The following is a 17,241-nucleotide window of genomic DNA, read 5'->3' on the forward strand; positions in this document are numbered from 1 at the left end:
TTATTCGCTAATTGTCCTCTGTAAATTCGGCCACCTCGGCCAAGCTTTCGTCTTCAATCTGTGCAGATACTCGCAGCACTTCCTCCAAAGTCGTCACGCCCTGCAGAGCAAAGTCCAAAGCGCTTGCACTTAATGGGCGATAACCACGGCTGGAATGTGCTGCGTCATTAAATTGTCTAACGCTATTGTCGCGCAACGCATTTGCCATGTTGCTGTTAATCTCCAGCAACTCAAACACACCAATACGACCGCGATAACCGGTATTATAACAATGCGCGCACCCCGTGCCCCGACGGAATTTAGCCTGAGTTAAATCGCTATCGCGGTTAAGAGAATGAAGTAAATTACGCTCGTGTTCGGACAGCTCATGTGGCTGGCAACAACTCTCGCAAACTTTCCTCACCAAACGCTGTGCAACAATGGCTTTTAAACTGCTGGCGACCAAATAGGGGTCAACCCCCATATCCACCAACCTTAGTGCAGAGGTGACCGCATCGTTGGTGTGCAAGGTGGACAGCACCATGTGGCCAGTCATTGCTGCACGCAATGCAATTTCTGCCGATTCCGCATCTCGAATCTCACCCACCAGCAAAATATCTGGATCTTGACGCAAGGTTGCACGCAGCACCGTACCAAAATTCAAACCAATTTTTTCGTGAACCTGTACCTGACTAATGCGCGGTAGGCGATATTCCACCGGATCTTCGACCGTAATGATTTTACATTCAGGGGTATTTAATTCAGAAAGTGCACCGTAGAGTGTTGTCGTTTTACCGCTACCAGTTGGCCCGGTAACCAATACCAAACCGTGAGGACGGGTAATTACATGCCTGAAACGCTGAACATAAGCCTTAGGCATTCCAACCTTCTCCAAAGGCAAAACCCCCTGGGTATGGTCGAGAATACGCATAACCACCGATTCACCAAACTGGACGGGCATAGTGGACAGTCGCACATCAATATTGTGCCCACTTGCTTTCAGGTTAAAGCGCCCATCCTGAGGCAAACGCTTTTCAGCAATATCGAGATTAGACATTAGTTTCAAACGCACAACCAGAGCACCGGCAATACGCTTTTCGTTCATAACCTGTTCGACAAGAACGCCATCAATGCGCTGACGAATCCGCAACACCTTTTCATCTGGTTCAATATGGATATCCGAGGCGCGGGTACTAATGGCCTCTTCAAATATTTTTTGCAGCATTTTGACCACAGGAGCATCAGTATCAGTCGCATCGGTAATGATATCGGATAGGTCGACAGAGTCTGCTTGCAGCTCTTCATCCAACTGCTCTGCCAACGATGCAATCTCACTTGCGCGACTGTAGGCGATATCGAGAATATCCAGCAATTCGGATTCACGAACGACAGCAGGTTTAATAGGCTTATGTATGACTTTCTGCAACTCATCGAGACCAAAAATATCCGTTGGATCGGACATCCCTAGGAGAACGCCATCGGCGTCGTCCCTCAAAATCATAACGCGGTAACGTCGAGCCAGGGATTCCGGCAGGGACGCGACCAATTCGCGGTCGAACCGAAAATGTTTCAGTTCAATAAATGGAATATCGAGCTGACGCGACAGCAGCGAAAGTAACGCATTCTCATCAACAAAGCCCATCTCCACCAACTGGCGGCCGAGCTTGCGCCCGGTCTTCTTCTGGTCGGCAAGCGCCTTCTCCAGTTGATCCTGCGAGATTAACTGCTGGGCAACCAGTAAGTCTCCGAGGCGAATGCGTTTGGGTTCTGTATTCATGGGTTAACCGGAGCCCCAACTATTTTTTGTTGATCTGCGTGTAGTGCATCAATACGATTACGCACGTAGCTAACAACATTGGTATCGACACCCCCCACCGTTAACAAATGCTCATACGCTTTTAATGCTTGCTTTGTTTGATTCAGGGCATCTGCTGATACTGCATAGCCCAGCCAGTAATTTGCATTACGCGCATCCAAAGACACTAGTAACTGATATTTACGGAAAGCTTCGATATGGTTTTTTTTGTTTTGGTATAGCGCGGCCAACAAACTAGTGTATTGCTCATACACCAGGGGATCCAGTTTCGATTGTTCAACATCATTGGAAAGCTGAGAAAACGGCTGTGAGCGCATCAACAACAAAGCTGCAGCTAAATTATTTTCGGCAACCAAAATTCGAGACTGCAAATAACTTGCAATCACAATATTTAACTCTGTTGCATTCGCAAGTACAGCGGCTGCACCGACATTACCCTCCTGCATAAGAAAATCGAATAACACCAGTCGACTCCTCACTGCACCCGGATTAACATTGATAAACTTTACCAACGTTTCCTTTGCCAAGGCTTTGCTCCCCTCCGCATAGCGATCCCGCTCAATGATAGCTATTTCTTTATCTCGAGTGGCCCACGTTTTTTTAATGGATACCGGTAACACGTTATTGGCCCCAGGATCTTTAACCGTGAAAATATTAGGTTCAATATTTTGCTGACCTGCCAATTGCATCTGTGCAAGTATTTCTCTAAATCTAGCAACACCACGAATATCAATATTGGCTGATCCTACCCTATCCAGTAAAAAAGACATCCGCTTAGTATTGCCTTCGGTAACAGCCTGATCCATAAGTACCGAGTACCGGTTGGCGATCGCTACTAAACCTTTTCTCGCCTCCGCCGAAGAGACATCCTGCGCCAAGGCCTGGCGATAATAGTCGAGAGCACTATTACCTTTTGGGACCGTTAGCCGGTCATTTTTAAAAGCGACCTGAGCATTAACCAAGAGTACCGCTAATTTTTCCGAAACACCGGAAACCACTTCACTTTCGGGTAGCGTCTTGTCTTCAGGAGGAGCTTGAGATGTCATTTTCGATGCAGCCGAAACAAGATCTGAAGTGATCATTTTGTCTTCAACTTCCAGCGTAACAAATTTACTCTCCGTTACACTGCTCACAGCTGTAACCGGTGGGGTATCAGCGAGCACGCGCTGCGGAGTCGTTTGCTGATCAGCCCCCCGCGAGCCGCCATTTGTGTTCAAAACGAAATAGATACCGCTCACGGAAATGGCGACAATAAACAAAACCCAAAACAGCCGTGATAAAGAACGAGGGGGGGGGGCTGTCGTCGGGCTAATGGCAGATGTAAGGGCAGCACCCCCGGCCAAGGCCTTGCGCTGATCTAAATCCTTAAGCGCTTTGTTAATTAGACTCACTAGTAGACACCTCCACTGACGAATAATGGCCATCGACAATGCCAGGCTACCAGTTTCCCTGTAAAACGCGTTTCAGAGGTATCAATAATTGCAGCGGCGACCTGTCTAATGTCGACACGAGACAAACCTTTTCCATATGCGCTAATGAGTGCTTTATGGGCAACAATATTAATCAAGCGCGGAATCCCACCCGAGCCCAAACTTAACAACCACAAAGCACCAGAAGAAAACAGTTTGGAACTGTTTCCCGCAGAATTCAGACGATGCTGAATATAGTCGGCCACGCCTTTTCTGGAAAATGGCTTCAAATATTCCGAAAAAATAATGCGTTGTTTTAATTGCCGCAAGTCAGGGCGGGATAACAAAGTATCCAGCTCTGGCTGTCCAAGCATCACCACCTGTAATAATTTTCGCTTCTCTGTCTCGAGATTGGTAAGCAAACGTAAACTCTCAATCGTCTCTCTCGGCATAGCCTGAGCCTCATCGAGAACCAACACCACCTGCTTACCGTGATGAGCTAACTGCATTAATTTACGGTAGATCGAGGTCATCAAAACATGTGCCTGCATGCCTGGATCATAATCTGCACCGATTTCCTGCGCGACAAATGCTTTAAGCTCTTCAGGAGTGAGGTAGGGGTTAGGAATATAGGCCGTAACAAATTTATCTTTCAGTTTAGAGAGCAAGATACGGCATAGCATCGTTTTTCCTGTTCCCACTTCACCAACAATTTTTATAAATCCTTCACAATGCTGTAGCGCCACCAACATTGTATTCAAGGCTTCACGATGGCTCTGTTGATTAAGAAAAAATTGTGTGTCCGGCGTGAGTGAAAACGGCGGTTCAGACAGTTTAAAATACTGATGGTACATTTTTGCACCTATTCTCTTGCGCGATAAGTATCGGACATACCACCAATGTTTTTCGTCGTACGAGACAACTCCTCCTCCCACGTGTTTTCATCGACAACAATGGGGCGCATTAAAATAACTAATTCCGTTTTGACTCTCTTGGTTTGACGGGTTTTAAACAACGAATTCACAACAGGAATATCGCCAAGAAACGGACGCTTACCGGCCACGTCTGTTGTGGACTCCTGCATAAGCCCGCCCAGAACAACGATTTGTCCGCTCTTTGCTCTAACAATACTGTCGGACTCTCTAACATCACGCAGCGCTAAGGGCAAAGAGAATAAGCTATCGCCAACGTTGATTTCTTTAATCTGATCTTCTACATGACTCACGATGGGATGAACGTGTAAAATCACATCACCGTCTTCAGCAATTTGTGGCGTAACATCCAAGGCGATTCCGCTAAAGAACGATTCCAACTCCACTTCTGGAATATTCTGAATACTTGATGCGCTGGTCGTTGTATTATTGGAAATGCCGGTTACAAAAAATTCATCCGAGCCCACCCGAATAATAGCTTTTTGATTATTCACCGTTGAGATCCTGGGGCTGGACAGGACCTGAACATTACCCTGCGTTTCCAGCAGCATAAGTAGTTGCGTTAGGTCGAGCACATCGAGCACACCGGATACGACTTCCGTATCCGTAAAATTTTGCGTATCCGTTCGACGAAAGGCTTCGGAAAGCGCACCGTCTACGCTACTTAAAATTGATTCGTCAAGAACTCCATCCTGGTTTGACCTAGTACGAGCTAAAGCCAGTGATCCACCAATAGCCCCCCAGTCAATACCCGCTTCAAAACCGTCATTCAGTTTCACTTCCAGGATCTTCGTTTCCAGAACGACTTGCCTTTTCACACTAAGCTCTGCACGCTCTAGAAATTTTCGCACAGCGCTAAGCTCGTTTGGCAACGCCTTAACTACCACCAATCCCGACTGCGGGCTTGTCATCACCATTCGCCCCTCCGCATCACTGCCAATAATGGCAGTAATCGTCTCGGCAACTGAAGACCAGAAGTCTGTTCTATTCAAAGTTTGTATACGCGCGCCGGGCGTCAGGCCAGAGGATCGGCCGGAACTTGATTTATTGTTGTCGATATAGCCCAACAGATTTTCTGAGTCGCCTTGGCTGCTTCCAGAAGAGCGATTACCACCATTGCTATTACCTTGACTGCTATCGGACGAAATCTTTCCAATACTGACGCTCGTATCGGTGACACCAACGCGCTGTATATCCAAATAATTAATGGGGAACACTTCTGTTCTTAATTTTCGTGGGTAAATGGTGTAAATACTGCTACCAAGCTTATATTCGTACCCATAGACATCACGCGTGACATTCAGTACTTCGCGAATGGTAACCCCTTTCAACTCCAGAGAGATAAAGCCACTGACTTCCGGGTGCGCAACAACATTCACACCGGAATCTGCCACGAGGCTCAAGAAAAATGTTCTGGCAGGTACGAGGTTGACCGATATATCAAAGCGTTCTTCTGCAGCTCTGCTTAATGAGCCGGTAGAACTCAAACCCGCTGCAGTATTCAACAAATTCGCCGAAATATCCTCGGGAACATCCTGTCGCTGAGACTGTTTGTAACTTTCATGAGCAGCAACGGAACTCTCCATAGCTTTTTCAGCGGGTGTTTGATCCTGCGGAATACTGGAACAGGATGTCAAAATTGTCACTGTAAAAAGCTTCACGAGAAGCCATTTTCCCAGCTGAAAATTTGTTTGAATAACTTTCATAATGTCTAATCTACCCGCCAGTTAACGAGAATTCTTCACAATATTAGGACGCAGCCTGACAACTCCAGACTCAGCGCTTCGGCGATAAACAACACTTTTCTCTCTTATTTGAACAATTTTTGCTCCATCAACCAAGTCACCAACTCGAACCAATTTCCCGTTAATAATGGCCTCGTTGCGATCGGCGCTGGAATAAATTGCCTGCAGAACAAGTTTCTTTTCGCCACTGCTCACCTTGGTATAACCCAAGGGTTGAGTAGGATCGCGCAGTTTTTCAGGCAAAACACTATCAGTACCGGTGTTCGCAAGCAGCGTGCTCGACATGCCAAGTACACAGAAAAAAGAAAATGAGAGTAAAATTTTAAACACCGAGCAGCCCCTTATCCGTAGACAATGTATAAACCTCAATCGTCACAGTTGCTTTTGGATACTGTTTTACATCATATTCAATAAAATCCCAGTACAGCTTCCAAGGTAAGCTTTCCAGTTTTTGCAGGTAATTCACAACAGAAAAATAACCACCCTCCAGGGTTATCTGTACTGCGTGCTTGTAAACACCAATGATTCGCTCTTCCGCGAGTCGCTCGTCATCGACTATAGATCTGGCGGCCGTATCATACTGCTCCTCGACAACGTCAACGGCATCGTCCAATTCGCCCCCCTCGTCATTTCCTCTCATTGCTCCAGATAGTTCTAACTTGACTGGAGCAATGGATTTCATTCCTTTCAATTGAAGACGGTTAGATTCGCGCAACACATCGTGCAGGACTTCGGGTAATTTGCTTGCAGACAACAGTCCAACCGCCATTTCTTCAAGCTCATGGTTCGCCTGCTCCAGCTGTTTTTCCAGCCGCATAATCTCTCTTCGCTTTGCCACATTCGGATCGCGACTTAAATTCTTTACCAGTATTTTTTCCTGGGAAGACAACACTTTGAGCTCTCGGTTGGCGTTGTCAAAACGTGTTACCAAAATTTCTCTGCGCTCAGCTAACGCCGTGGCGAAGACCATATCCCAAACCAAATAGATCGCCGCCAGAATTGAGATAGCAATTAGCGCTCGTTCACGCAATTGCAAAGCCACAAACGCGTCAGAAACGCCCTCCCACTTACCTTTAAGTTGATCAGTTATTCTCATTCCCTCTCCTCCACTGTCGCCGAATAGACAGGGCTAAAACCGAGGGTAAACAAGTGGTGTTGGGAGTTTTTCTGTGCAGCGACGCTCAACAGACCAAAACTAGTATTGACGAGGCTGGGCTCCTGCTGGAGTATTTGGATGTAGGTAGCGATATCTTCAGGCGCCTGGGTTTGTCCGCGCAACTGAAGATGCTGCCCGCCCCGGGAAAGTGAAATTTTTTCCAACGAAATACTGGGCATTGACTGCCTAGCCAGAGCCTTTAAGGGATTCACAAAACCGTCAGCATTGCCCAGGTTTTGCCAGGTAATGATTTCACCAACATGCTCTCGGCCTTTTAATGCCGCGCGAAGATACTCCAACTGGGGTTCGAGCTGATTGCTTTGAAACGGATTGGCTTTTGCCTTGAATTTTTCCAGCTGTTTCTTGGTCGCCAACTGCTGGTTTTCAAGCTCTACAACCTGTTGTTCCAATACATCCAGATTTGCGACTGCAATAAAATAGAAAGCCACATAAATTGCAATAATCCCCACCACCGAGAAAAACAGACTGTTTGTCGTCAGCCATTCTTTTTTGGGTCTTAATTCTGGAAGGTATAAGTTAACCTGCTGAAGGCTCATTTGCTTACCCTCTCCCCAAACCAGCGTGGATGTCTGCAACCGACTGACGAAGAGCCCCACCCAATGCCGCTATACACCCGTGCAAAATACTCTCTTCAGAATCGCTAGCAACGGTAACGACTGGTGAAAAACTAAAATATTTGACTGGCACCGTAAGGCTTCGCGACAGATCCGCAGAGATTTTATCCTCACTAATATTTTCGCCACAGATATACAGCACCGATGGCGGTACCTGCCCCATCTGCCGCTCGTAATAATCCAGCGAGCGCTGCACTTCCAAAATAAAACTATCGAGGGGAATATCATCCAACAAGCCACCGCCGTAGGCGATTTGAAACTGGCGCGACAAATACATATTGCCGTTGCGGTACAGGGAAACCGTTCCCGCGCCCTCACAGAGACGCACCATAGCAACGCCACGACTCTGCTCAAGCCCCTGCTCGCATAGAAAGGCAAGATTCCTCAATGCCAGCTCTGCAATATCGATGACTTCAAGTACTAAACCAGACTCTTTGACCATCTCTACAAGTGAGTGAATACGGTCAGTTTCAACCACAACCACGTAGGCCATTTTTTTTCCGGCTTTACTGCCGTCTTGCGGCAACAAAAAAACATCAATCGCAGCTTTTTCAAACGGTATAGAAATTAGGTCTTTTATGCGCCAGCGTATTGCTTCTCGCAAATCGCTTTCTGGCACATCAGGCGCCTCAACCAACAATAGTTGATAGTCTCCGCTCGACAGTACAAGATTGCAGCCACTGTTTTGTAAATCCTGGGACTCGACCCAATCGGAAAGCATTGCCGTTAACTTGGTATCGGCAGACTCATTGAGAAGAATGCGAGAGTGTAAAACCTGAGGAACGGCATGACCAGCAGTGGAGGGAGATGGCTCTGCAGAGACTGTTTTCACGCCGGAGCATACCGCTACAGCGAGAGCATTCTTTTGAACCTCTATACCAATCCGGGCCTTGCGAGCTCTGCTCTTTGCAAGTAAATGCTTTATCATGGATTCCTGCCTGCCCCTCTTGCAGCGACTTACGCGGGGGTATAGTACTTGCTTATAATAAATCCCCGTTCAATAGCGTTTAGTATAGACTTTACTTACGCTTTTGCTTGTAAGTTACTAGTTATATATGAGTTTTTATGTTCAAGATAGTGCTTTTCGAACCGGAAATCCCTCCAAACACAGGAAATATCATTCGTTTATGCGCAAATACCGGGTGCCAACTTCACCTTATTGAACCCTTAGGTTTTATCCTCGACGACAAACGCCTACGTCGAGCAGGCCTGGATTATGCCGAGTGGGAAAGTATTACTCTGCATAAGAACTGGCAGGAATTTATCCTGCAAACAGACAATACGAAGATCTGGGCCCTGTCGACCAAGGGAACCTGTTGCCATTCCGATGCACCATTTGCACCCGGGGATTATCTGCTATTTGGCCCCGAAACACGCGGCATTCCGGCCGATATTCGAGAATCGCTACCCTCAGAACAGGTTCTGCGAATCCCCATGTGCCCAGGAAGTCGAAGCATGAATCTTTCTAACGCTGCAGCCGTTATTATCTATGAAGCCTGGCGTCAGCACTCGTATTTGGGCGCAACAACTTGAATGCCCAGCCAACAACCAAAACCACGCGCCGTTATCAGGCATACCGGTTCTTAGAACATAATCGATATAACAAACAATATCCAACTAAGAGTTGGCTATTATTGGTATACATTCTAAAAACAAGCGAGTATTGGATCGATTAATTATTTAACACTAATCTCCACCTGCAACGAGAGCACGTTTTCAGTATTTAGCCTTAACTAAGCACCCTCGGCTTTTTACCGCCTGCCATACAACCACTAAGACTAAAGTAATAACAAAATTGTACTCCACCGCCCTGGAGCAATAGCGGTTTTTGAACATATCTTCCCCTCCGCCTGCTAAACTTCGCCGACAAAACTATAACGAATAACGACAAAGCGAGCCGGTAAGCCAATGCTTCACAAGAAAACCTATATTGTCTAACAAAAACAGGAGCTATAAATGCTAACAAAACGACTCATTCGCCTCTTGGTACCGCTATGCCTAGTTTCGGTACTTGGGGTACAAACGGCAAGGGCTGCGCTACCGCCGGTTACGCCCAATGCCTCTCCGGAGGCCAAAGCGTTACTGAAATATCTGCACCGCGTCTCGGGCAAGAAAATCCTTTCCGGCCAACACAACGCTCCTCTCAACGGTTCAAACCGTTTACCAGGCATGCACAAACAAACTGGAGAGTACCCCGCCATTTTCGGACAGGACTTCGGGTTTAGTGAGCCAGGCTCATGGGACGGTATCAACTTTCGACAGAATATTGTTAACGAAGCCATACGTCGCCACGAACAAGGCTTTATCAATACCATTATGTGGCATGCTGTTGTTCCTACGCAGGACGAACCAGGCAATTTTGCCACAGCGATTCAAACCCAGCTTAGCGATGAACAATGGGGAGAGCTAACTACCCCGGGAACAGCGTTGAACGAACGCTGGAAGTCCCAGGTCGATGTTATTGCCTGGCACCTTAAACAGTTGCAGTACGCAGGCGTTCCGGTTTTGTGGCGGCCTTACCACGAAATGAACGGCTTCTGGTTCTGGTGGGGCTCTCGCCAAGGGCCGGATGGCTACGAAAAGCTTTGGCGCATGCTGTTCGACCGCTTGGTCGGCTTTCACAAGATCGACAACTTGATCTGGGTATGGAATGCCAACGAAGTGAAGGAAAACGTACCCGACTACAAACTGTTCTATCCTGGTCACGATGTTGTCGATATCCTGGCAACCGACGTCTACACCAAGCGTTATGACGACGAAAATTACAACCAACTGTTAAAGCTTGCCGATGGACGCCCCATTGCGTTAGGCGAAGTTGGTGGCCTGCCATCTACAGAAACCTTGGAAAAACAAAATCAGTGGGTGTGGTTTATGAGCTGGCGCGATCCAGATAACTTCTTTTGGGGCGATGGCGATTCACTGCGTCAGCTGTTCCAATACAAACCGACAACATCCTGGCATGAACTGCCCTGGGTGAAGAAAGAAGGCTCAGCCATCAAGCTTCACTCCCCAGTCTTGCGATAACACACTGAGGGCACCTTGAGGGTGCCCTTTTGTCGGCGATTACGGGGCTGAGAGCACCGTATTATTCAGACGTACACTAAGAATCCTCCATAATACGGCTATCGAGTTCGTCCTCCTCATGCACGTCAGCAGCATCAATCTCCAGCGGCGCTTCAATGGCTTCGAAGCCACTCCCCTCGCCTTCTTCACCACTGACAGCTTCCACCGAAGACTGCAAGCCAATATGGTAAGCAGCAAAGCCCGGATACATAACTTGATTCAGGGCCATACCAATTACACGCCCGTTATAGGGCGCTATAACCTCATGTCGCTGATTGGTAATGGGGTCTGTAATCACACCAAGGATTTCACCTACCGCAACGCGATCACCCAACTCAACTTCGCTAAACAGGATTCCGCCGGAAATCGCTCTTACCCATTGAGACTTGTAGTAAATCGGCTCCGCCTTCAATTGCCAGAACTGTCTGCGATCGAGCATGCCTAGATTGTCCAGCAAGGTTTTTACACTTTTGATACCGTGATTAACGGCTGTCTTTTGCAGCTGCTGAGGCTGCCCAGCTTCCAGTGTCACAGCGGGAATGCCAAATTCGACACTAGCTCGACGCAGGCACCCTGGCGTACCCTCACTGTGAACCACAACAATAGAGCCCATTTTTTTTGCTAAGTCAGCCACCCGTGGCAGTGTCAGATCTGCCCGGAGCTGAGGCAGATTGGTCCTGCGAAACGAGCCAGTGTGCAAATCCACCAACATATCGCAGTGGCGAACAACGCCGTCAAAAAAGGAACTGGCAATACGTGATGCCGAGCTTCCATGGGCATTACCAGGGAAGTAACGATTTAAATCTCGTCGATCTGGCAGATAGCGGGATGAACGGCGAAACCCCTGTAAATTCACAATAGGCACACCTATAACGGTACCCGCCAACTCCGCTGGGTCTATGCTATACAGTACATGGCGAACAACTTCGATACCGTTCAACTCATCCCCATGAATAGCCGCCGTCAAACAAACTGTTGGGCCCGGCTTAAGACCATGTACCACAAGTACCGCGGAGGGGGCCGAAATCCCCATAAACGATACATCTGGAGACCAGGACAAACGCGTGGATGTGCCGGCAGGCACCTCGTTGTCGAGTAGCACCAAAGGTTCCTGTACCACCTCCGGGTCTATTGATAGAGTCTCCGGCTCAGGCGTCTCTAGCGGTTCCTCAATTGGCTGTTCATCAAAGCTGGCGTCCTTCGGGACTTCCAACGTGACTTTCTCGACGGGCGGTGTTGGCGGTGTTTCCATCGGTTCCAGCACCACCTCTTTCAAATCGATATTTTCGGCTTGCTTTAACGCCACAGCCGACGGTGTAGGCGACGGAGGCTCCTCTGGAGCCTGTACTTCTGCCTCGTCATAAACATAGCTCTCAGCCTCTGCACCAGCGGGGTTATCGCTCTCCTCGCTGGCGAACAAGGCAAGCGGTAATAGTATTAATAAAGCCGCAAAAACAAAGTGCGTGGGGGCACTCACTCTTAGCATCCAATGTCTCCACAAAATTTTATGCCGGTTAATGATATACCTAATATACATTCGGTGACTTATCTGTCATTCAGTTCTGTCAAATATCTGGTAGAATCTGCGGCTTTGCAAAATCAAGGGCCACAGGTCAATGCTCGACAAAAATATCCTTTCCCAGCTTACACAGTTAAAATCAGACATACAGGCTTCAAAGGAATACGCTCAAGGCACGGTTGCTGGCACCAATGGCCGCTTCGGGTTTGTTCGCTTGGAAGATGGAAGGGACGCCTTCCTCTCCCCTGAAAAAATGCTGCATGTCATCCCCGGTGACAAGGTTAAAATCAGCCTTACAACCAATAATAAAGGTCAACTGGAAGGCACCCTGGAAGAGCTTGTGGAGCAATCCCTCACCCGCTTCTTAGGCCAGTACCGATCCTCTAAAAAAGGCCACTTCGTCGTTCCTCTGGGAGAAGCCCCTGGGATGAAGTCGTCGCCTATGAACCGCTGGATATTTTTACCACCCAAAGCCCGTGGCCGCTGTAAAGATGGTGATATGGTTGTCGCCCGTCTGCAGCAACATCCATACAAAGATGGCAAGGCGTCTGCGAAGATTCTCGAACGCATTGGTCAGGAAGATGACGCCTATATCGAGCGCCGCTATATCGCCGCCAAATACGACCTGATTCCTCGCTACAGCGAAAGTGCACAGAAACAAAGCAAAACTATCGAAAAAAGCTTTCAGGAGATACAGTTTGGTGATGACCGACTGGATCTAACGACAGAACCTTTCGTCACCATCGATTCGGCGTCAACCCGCGATATGGACGATGCTCTGGCCTTGCAGAAGATAGATGTAGACGGCAAATATGAATATCAACTGCAGGTAGCCATTGCCGACCCCGCCAGTTTTATTGGACAGAACTCCGCATTGGCGCAAAGCACACTAAAAAATGCGCAAAGCATCTACCTCTTAGGCGGTGCAGTCCCTATGCTGCCAGAAGCCCTGGCAAACGAATGTTTTTCTTTACATGAGGCTGCAAACAGGCCCTCCCTAGTGTGCAAGCAAACCTATAGCGCAAAGGGTGAGCTGACGGGCTACAGCTTTCACAAAGCGCTAATTTGTTCACAACATAAACTCAGCTACAAAGGTGTTGCCGCCTTACTGGCTGGAGAAGAAGAATGCGAGCTGAGCAACCTGCCTGAGAACATTCAACAAATGCTCAAAGACCTGTCCGAACTCGCCGAGCTGAGAACCGCCTACCGCAAGGCCGAGTACCTAGTGGGTGATGAACAACTGGAATACGATATTCATCTCTCCGACAAGGGTAAAATCGAGAAAACGACCCCGCGTAGTCGCACCAGGGCCCATCAGATCGTTGAGGAATCCATGCTCGCCACAAATTTTTGCGCGGGCGAATTCCTCAAACAAAAAGGTATGGGCCTGTTTACCATTCACGCCGGCTTCAGAGTTGATCGACTGGGCGAAGTTAAAGCACTGCTCAAGGAAGAAGGTTTCGAGCACGAAGACCTTCAAACTGAAAGCGGCTATCTCACGCTAATTAAAGACATCGCAGCGTCGAATAAAGCTCACCTTTTGTCCCCGCTTCGTCGCATGATGCCGAGCAGCGAATTGAGCATAGATCCAGCGGCTCACTTGGGTATTGGCATGCCGCACTACGCCACTATCACATCCCCCATTCGCCGCTATGCCGATCTATATAACCATTGGGCAATACACAACCAGCTCAATAAAAGCAGTTTCTCCGCTATCAAAGATGAAAATAAAACGTCCATACAAAACGCTCTGACCTATGGCCGGCAAGCCGACAGAGAGCTTTTCCAATGGCTGACCTGCCAATATGCCGAAAAGCTGATCGGCACTACAGGTAAAGCAAAAATACGCATTGTTACCCAGCAAGGCTTTGGTGCTCGCCTGTTAGACAGTGGAATTGACGGATTTATTTTGTTCACGAAAAAACAAGAAAAATCCTTCGACGCTAAACGCATGACCTTGACCGTAAACGAACATACTTACGCTCTGGAACAGGAAGTTGAAATTAAAGTGGAAAGTGTGGATATGGACAAACGCCGCATTGCATATAGTGTTATATAAAACTAACACGGACTAGCTGTTAGAAGGGGGCTCTAGAGCCCCCTTTTTTTGAGAATAAAAAACCCAGACAAAAGCTCTTCAATTGCACCACCATCGCACCAAGTTAAAGCGAATAAATTTTACTTTAACTCTTCATCGTGGTCTAAGGTGCAACACCTCCCACCAAAAAACTCCCCATTTTCGTGCACTACCTAGCATTCAGGCCGCCCTTAATTTGTATTAAATGCCCATATAACCAATTGTTTTTTAACTGAATTTCGTCTGACAAACCAAGTTGGCAAGGGAATTGCCATTTCATAGGCACGCATTTGCGAATGGCACAGTAATTTTTAATCGGCCGTTTTTAAGCACACTTTTAGTACACGGTGTGTGTATAGAACTTGATTCAGCCACACAGCCACCTGACTTTTGGGATTAAAAAAATGGGACACTACTCTTCAATCTATCGAAAAATTAAAAAACTTTCATCGGTGATGCTTTCGGCATTATTGATTGCAACAACAGCCAGCAACGTTATTGCAGAAGAACTTAAACTAGAAAAAGACGAATTAACATTTGGCTTTATTAAATTAACCGATATGGCCCCACTCGCTATTGCGTACGAACAGGGATTTTTTGAAGACGAAGGACTATTTGTCACCTTGGAGGCACAAGCAAACTGGAAAGTACTCCTCGACGGTGTCATCGATGGCAACCTCGATGGAGCCCATATGCTAGCAGGGCAACCATTGGGAGCTACTATTGGCTACGGCACCAAAGCTCATATAGTGACCGCGTTCAGTATGGATCTGAACGGTAATGGCATTACAGTTTCCAACGAAATTTGGAAGCAAATGAAACCCAATATCCCCGTTAAAAATGGGAAGCCCGTTCACCCTATTAGCGCCGAAGCACTTAAACCGGTTGTCGAAAAGTACAAGTCCCAAGGCAAGCCTTTTAACATGGGAATGGTTTTCCCTGTTTCCACGCATAACTACGAACTGCGCTACTGGTTAGCCGCCGGTGGAATTGAACCCGGCTACTACGGCCCCGGCTCTTCCGGTACGGTTGGCCAGATATCAGCAGACACCCTTCTTTCTGTAACACCGCCACCGCAAATGCCCGCCACTATGGAAGCCGGAACCATTTACGGGTACTGCGTGGGCGAACCCTGGAACCAACAAGCCGTATTTAAAGGTATTGGTGTGCCAGTCATTACCGATTACGAGATATGGAAAAATAATCCAGAAAAGGTATTTGGTGTATCCAGCGACTGGGCAGAAAAATACCCCAACACTCACCTGGCAGTTGTAAAAGCGCTCATTCGTGCAGCCCAATGGCTCGATGAAAAAAATAATGTGAACCGTAAAGCCGCCGTAAAAATTCTGTCGCAGCCAAACTACGTCGGCGCCGATGCAGAGGTCATCGCCAACTCTATGACAGGCACATTTGAATATGAAAAAGGTGATGTGCGAGAAGTACCCGACTTCAACGTTTTTTTCCGTTACTACGCCACCTACCCCTTCTATTCAGACGCAATATGGTACCTCACTCAAATGCGCCGCTGGGGTCAGATCAGCGAAGACAAGCCCGACAACTGGTATCACGATATAGCCAAGAAAGTATACAAACCTGACGTTTATATGAAAGCCGCAAAAATGCTAGTTACAGAAGGCAAAGTAAAAAAAGAAGACTTCCCCTTTGGCACGGACGGCTATCGTGAACCACAAAAAGAGTTTATCGACAATATGTCTTTCGATGGCAAGAAGCCAAACGAATATCTTGCACAATTCCCCATTGGTTTGAAATCCGGTGAAACCGTTTCGGCTACTGGAGTTGTTAAGAAATAACATTCATCCGTTTGCGCGGTGGTTCTCCACCGCCTTTTTTTGGCTATTGATTTATATTGAACGGGTTGGAATTATGATTAATAAATTCATACATATTTTGGAAATTTCAGGGCTTACCTGGTTTGTACCACTTGCGCGCCTTGCCGCAGGCGAATCTCCTAAAGAACAGTTAAGACAACTCTGGCTGGTAATGGGCATACCCATTGTTGCATTTTCTGTTTTCCTTCTCTTATGGGCACAGCTGTCGAGTCAGGTTGTCACCAGCCTGGGTACAATCCCAGGTCCTACAGCCGTTTATACGCAAGCAGCGAATCTGTGGCAAGATCACAAATATCAACGAGAAAAATCCTCCAGTTTCTATGAACGCCAGAAGGCTCGCAATGCGAAATATGAAGATCAGGGAAAAACTGAAAAAATAAAATGGAGAGATTACACCGGTTCGCCAACTTATTTTGATCAAATATGGACAAGCATCAAAACCGTATTTATGGGCTTTTTAATCGCCACCTTTGTAGCTGTACCTTTGGGGATATTGTGTGGATTGAGCACAACATTCAACTCAGCTATGAATCCGATAATTCAATTATTTAAACCTGTGTCTCCGCTAGCATGGCTGCCGATTGTCACCATGATAGTGAGCGCAACCTATGTTACCGCCGACAACTCCTGGTTCAGTAAATCGTTTTTAAACTCGGCAATTACCGTAACCCTATGCTCACTTTGGCCAACACTTATCAATACCGCTCTGGGCGTATCCTCAATCGATAAGGATTTAATGAATGTTGGAAAAGTGTTGCAACTAGGCTGGTTTACCAAAGTAACAAAATTGGTCTTACCTTCTTCATTGCCCCTTATATTTACCGGCCTACGTTTATCTTTAGGTGTTGGTTGGATGGTACTAATCGCTGCAGAAATGCTAGCCCAGAACCCAGGCTTGGGTAAATTTGTTTGGGACGAATTCCAAAACGGAAGCTCCAATTCTCTGGGCCGTATTATGGTTGCTGTACTAACCATCGGTATTATTGGCTTTCTGTTGGATAGAATCATGTTCACCCTGCAAAATCTGTTTACCTTTGGCGACAAGCGCTAGGAGCATTAA

At 47.3% G+C, this 17,241-nt stretch carries 14 protein-coding genes; 5 read left to right on the top strand and 9 right to left on the bottom strand.

Annotated elements, in window-relative coordinates:
• Positions 1 to 7: 7 nt before the first annotated feature.
• The 8 genes from H5715_RS10080 to pilM are packed head-to-tail and all read right to left on the bottom strand — an operon-like array spanning position 8 to position 8,600.
• Positions 8 to 1,756 carry a GspE/PulE family protein gene (locus H5715_RS10080; protein ID WP_075185698.1) on the bottom strand — a complete coding sequence of 583 codons (1,749 nt, stop codon included), beginning with the start codon at positions 1,754 to 1,756 and terminating at the stop codon, positions 8 to 10.
• On the bottom strand, positions 1,753 to 3,186 hold the full coding sequence (locus H5715_RS10085; RefSeq protein ID WP_075185699.1) for a tetratricopeptide repeat protein: 1,434 nt from the start codon (positions 3,184 to 3,186) through the stop codon (positions 1,753 to 1,755). Before H5715_RS10085 ends, H5715_RS10080 begins: the two co-directional genes overlap by 4 nt.
• On the bottom strand, positions 3,186 to 4,058 hold the full coding sequence (locus tag H5715_RS10090) for an ExeA family protein (protein WP_075185700.1): 873 nt from the start codon (positions 4,056 to 4,058) through the stop codon (positions 3,186 to 3,188). The genes H5715_RS10085 and H5715_RS10090 overlap by 1 nt, the downstream gene beginning before the upstream one ends.
• Before the next feature lie 8 nt (positions 4,059 to 4,066).
• Positions 4,067 to 5,842 (bottom strand): pilus (MSHA type) biogenesis protein MshL, encoded by a 1,776-nt coding sequence (mshL, locus tag H5715_RS10095; protein WP_075185701.1) that lies wholly within the window; start codon positions 5,840 to 5,842, stop codon positions 4,067 to 4,069.
• A 21-nt stretch (positions 5,843 to 5,863) separates the two neighbouring features.
• Entirely contained in the window at positions 5,864 to 6,211 is a 348-nt protein-coding gene (locus H5715_RS10100) for a hypothetical protein (protein ID WP_075185702.1), read from the bottom strand.
• Positions 6,204 to 6,977, bottom strand: a complete 774-nt coding sequence (locus H5715_RS10105; RefSeq protein ID WP_075185703.1) for a hypothetical protein — start codon at positions 6,975 to 6,977, stop codon at positions 6,204 to 6,206. The genes H5715_RS10100 and H5715_RS10105 overlap by 8 nt, the downstream gene beginning before the upstream one ends.
• Positions 6,974 to 7,594 carry a hypothetical protein gene (locus H5715_RS10110; protein ID WP_075185704.1) on the bottom strand — a complete coding sequence of 207 codons (621 nt, stop codon included), beginning with the start codon at positions 7,592 to 7,594 and terminating at the stop codon, positions 6,974 to 6,976. Before H5715_RS10110 ends, H5715_RS10105 begins: the two co-directional genes overlap by 4 nt.
• 4 nt (positions 7,595 to 7,598) lie before the next feature.
• Entirely contained in the window at positions 7,599 to 8,600 is a 1,002-nt protein-coding gene (pilM, locus tag H5715_RS10115; RefSeq protein ID WP_075185705.1) for a type IV pilus biogenesis protein PilM, read from the bottom strand.
• 137 nt (positions 8,601 to 8,737) lie between these two features.
• On the opposite strand from pilM, the gene trmL reads away from it, so the two are divergent.
• Together trmL and H5715_RS10125 are read left to right on the top strand one after the other, a co-directional pair.
• Complete coding sequence (gene trmL, locus H5715_RS10120) at positions 8,738 to 9,205, top strand: tRNA (uridine(34)/cytosine(34)/5-carboxymethylaminomethyluridine(34)-2'-O)-methyltransferase TrmL (RefSeq protein WP_075185706.1); 468 nt, start codon at positions 8,738 to 8,740, stop codon at positions 9,203 to 9,205.
• 423 nt (positions 9,206 to 9,628) lie between these two features.
• Positions 9,629 to 10,696, top strand: a complete 1,068-nt coding sequence (locus tag H5715_RS10125) for a glycoside hydrolase family 26 protein (protein ID WP_075185707.1) — start codon at positions 9,629 to 9,631, stop codon at positions 10,694 to 10,696.
• A gap of 76 nt (positions 10,697 to 10,772) precedes the next feature.
• Here the strand turns inward: H5715_RS10125 and H5715_RS10130 are convergent, their stop codons facing one another.
• The gene (locus tag H5715_RS10130) at positions 10,773 to 12,221 is read right to left on the bottom strand and encodes a succinylglutamate desuccinylase/aspartoacylase family protein (RefSeq protein ID WP_075185708.1); all 1,449 of its coding nucleotides are present in this window, start codon (positions 12,219 to 12,221) and stop codon (positions 10,773 to 10,775) included.
• A 130-nt stretch (positions 12,222 to 12,351) separates the two neighbouring features.
• Between H5715_RS10130 and H5715_RS10135 the strand changes: the two genes are divergently transcribed.
• From H5715_RS10135 to H5715_RS10145, 3 genes are all read left to right on the top strand, one after another.
• Positions 12,352 to 14,313 (top strand): VacB/RNase II family 3'-5' exoribonuclease, encoded by a 1,962-nt coding sequence (locus H5715_RS10135; RefSeq protein ID WP_075185709.1) that lies wholly within the window; start codon positions 12,352 to 12,354, stop codon positions 14,311 to 14,313.
• 473 nt (positions 14,314 to 14,786) lie between these two features.
• Positions 14,787 to 16,142 (top strand): CmpA/NrtA family ABC transporter substrate-binding protein, encoded by a 1,356-nt coding sequence (locus H5715_RS10140; RefSeq protein ID WP_425507039.1) that lies wholly within the window; start codon positions 14,787 to 14,789, stop codon positions 16,140 to 16,142.
• A 76-nt stretch (positions 16,143 to 16,218) separates the two neighbouring features.
• Positions 16,219 to 17,232, top strand: coding sequence for an ABC transporter permease (locus H5715_RS10145; RefSeq protein ID WP_083608031.1), 1,014 nt, complete (start codon positions 16,219 to 16,221; stop codon positions 17,230 to 17,232).
• The last annotated feature ends 9 nt before the right edge of the window (positions 17,233 to 17,241 follow it).

The sequence above is a fragment of the Teredinibacter haidensis genome (genome assembly GCF_014211975.1).
In the GTDB taxonomy this organism is placed as follows: Bacteria; Pseudomonadota; Gammaproteobacteria; order Pseudomonadales; family Cellvibrionaceae; genus Teredinibacter; species Teredinibacter haidensis.

What these genes read in the sequence shown, in the direction of transcription:
- H5715_RS10080 (WP_075185698.1), bottom strand. Translation starts at nt 1,756, where the DNA reads ATGAATACAGAACCCAAACGCATTCGCCTCGGAGACTTACTGGTTGCC.
- H5715_RS10090 (WP_075185700.1), bottom strand. Translation starts at nt 4,058, where the DNA reads ATGTACCATCAGTATTTTAAACTGTCTGAACCGCCGTTTTCACTCACG.
- mshL (WP_075185701.1), bottom strand. Translation starts at nt 5,842, where the DNA reads ATGAAAGTTATTCAAACAAATTTTCAGCTGGGAAAATGGCTTCTCGTG.
- H5715_RS10105 (WP_075185703.1), bottom strand. Translation starts at nt 6,977, where the DNA reads ATGAGAATAACTGATCAACTTAAAGGTAAGTGGGAGGGCGTTTCTGAC.
- H5715_RS10110 (WP_075185704.1), bottom strand. Translation starts at nt 7,594, where the DNA reads ATGAGCCTTCAGCAGGTTAACTTATACCTTCCAGAATTAAGACCCAAA.
- pilM (WP_075185705.1), bottom strand. Translation starts at nt 8,600, where the DNA reads ATGATAAAGCATTTACTTGCAAAGAGCAGAGCTCGCAAGGCCCGGATT.
- trmL (WP_075185706.1), top strand. Translation starts at nt 8,738, where the DNA reads ATGTTCAAGATAGTGCTTTTCGAACCGGAAATCCCTCCAAACACAGGA.
- H5715_RS10125 (WP_075185707.1), top strand. Translation starts at nt 9,629, where the DNA reads ATGCTAACAAAACGACTCATTCGCCTCTTGGTACCGCTATGCCTAGTT.
- H5715_RS10130 (WP_075185708.1), bottom strand. Translation starts at nt 12,221, where the DNA reads ATGCTAAGAGTGAGTGCCCCCACGCACTTTGTTTTTGCGGCTTTATTA.
- H5715_RS10135 (WP_075185709.1), top strand. Translation starts at nt 12,352, where the DNA reads ATGCTCGACAAAAATATCCTTTCCCAGCTTACACAGTTAAAATCAGAC.
- H5715_RS10140 (WP_425507039.1), top strand. Translation starts at nt 14,787, where the DNA reads ATGCTTTCGGCATTATTGATTGCAACAACAGCCAGCAACGTTATTGCA.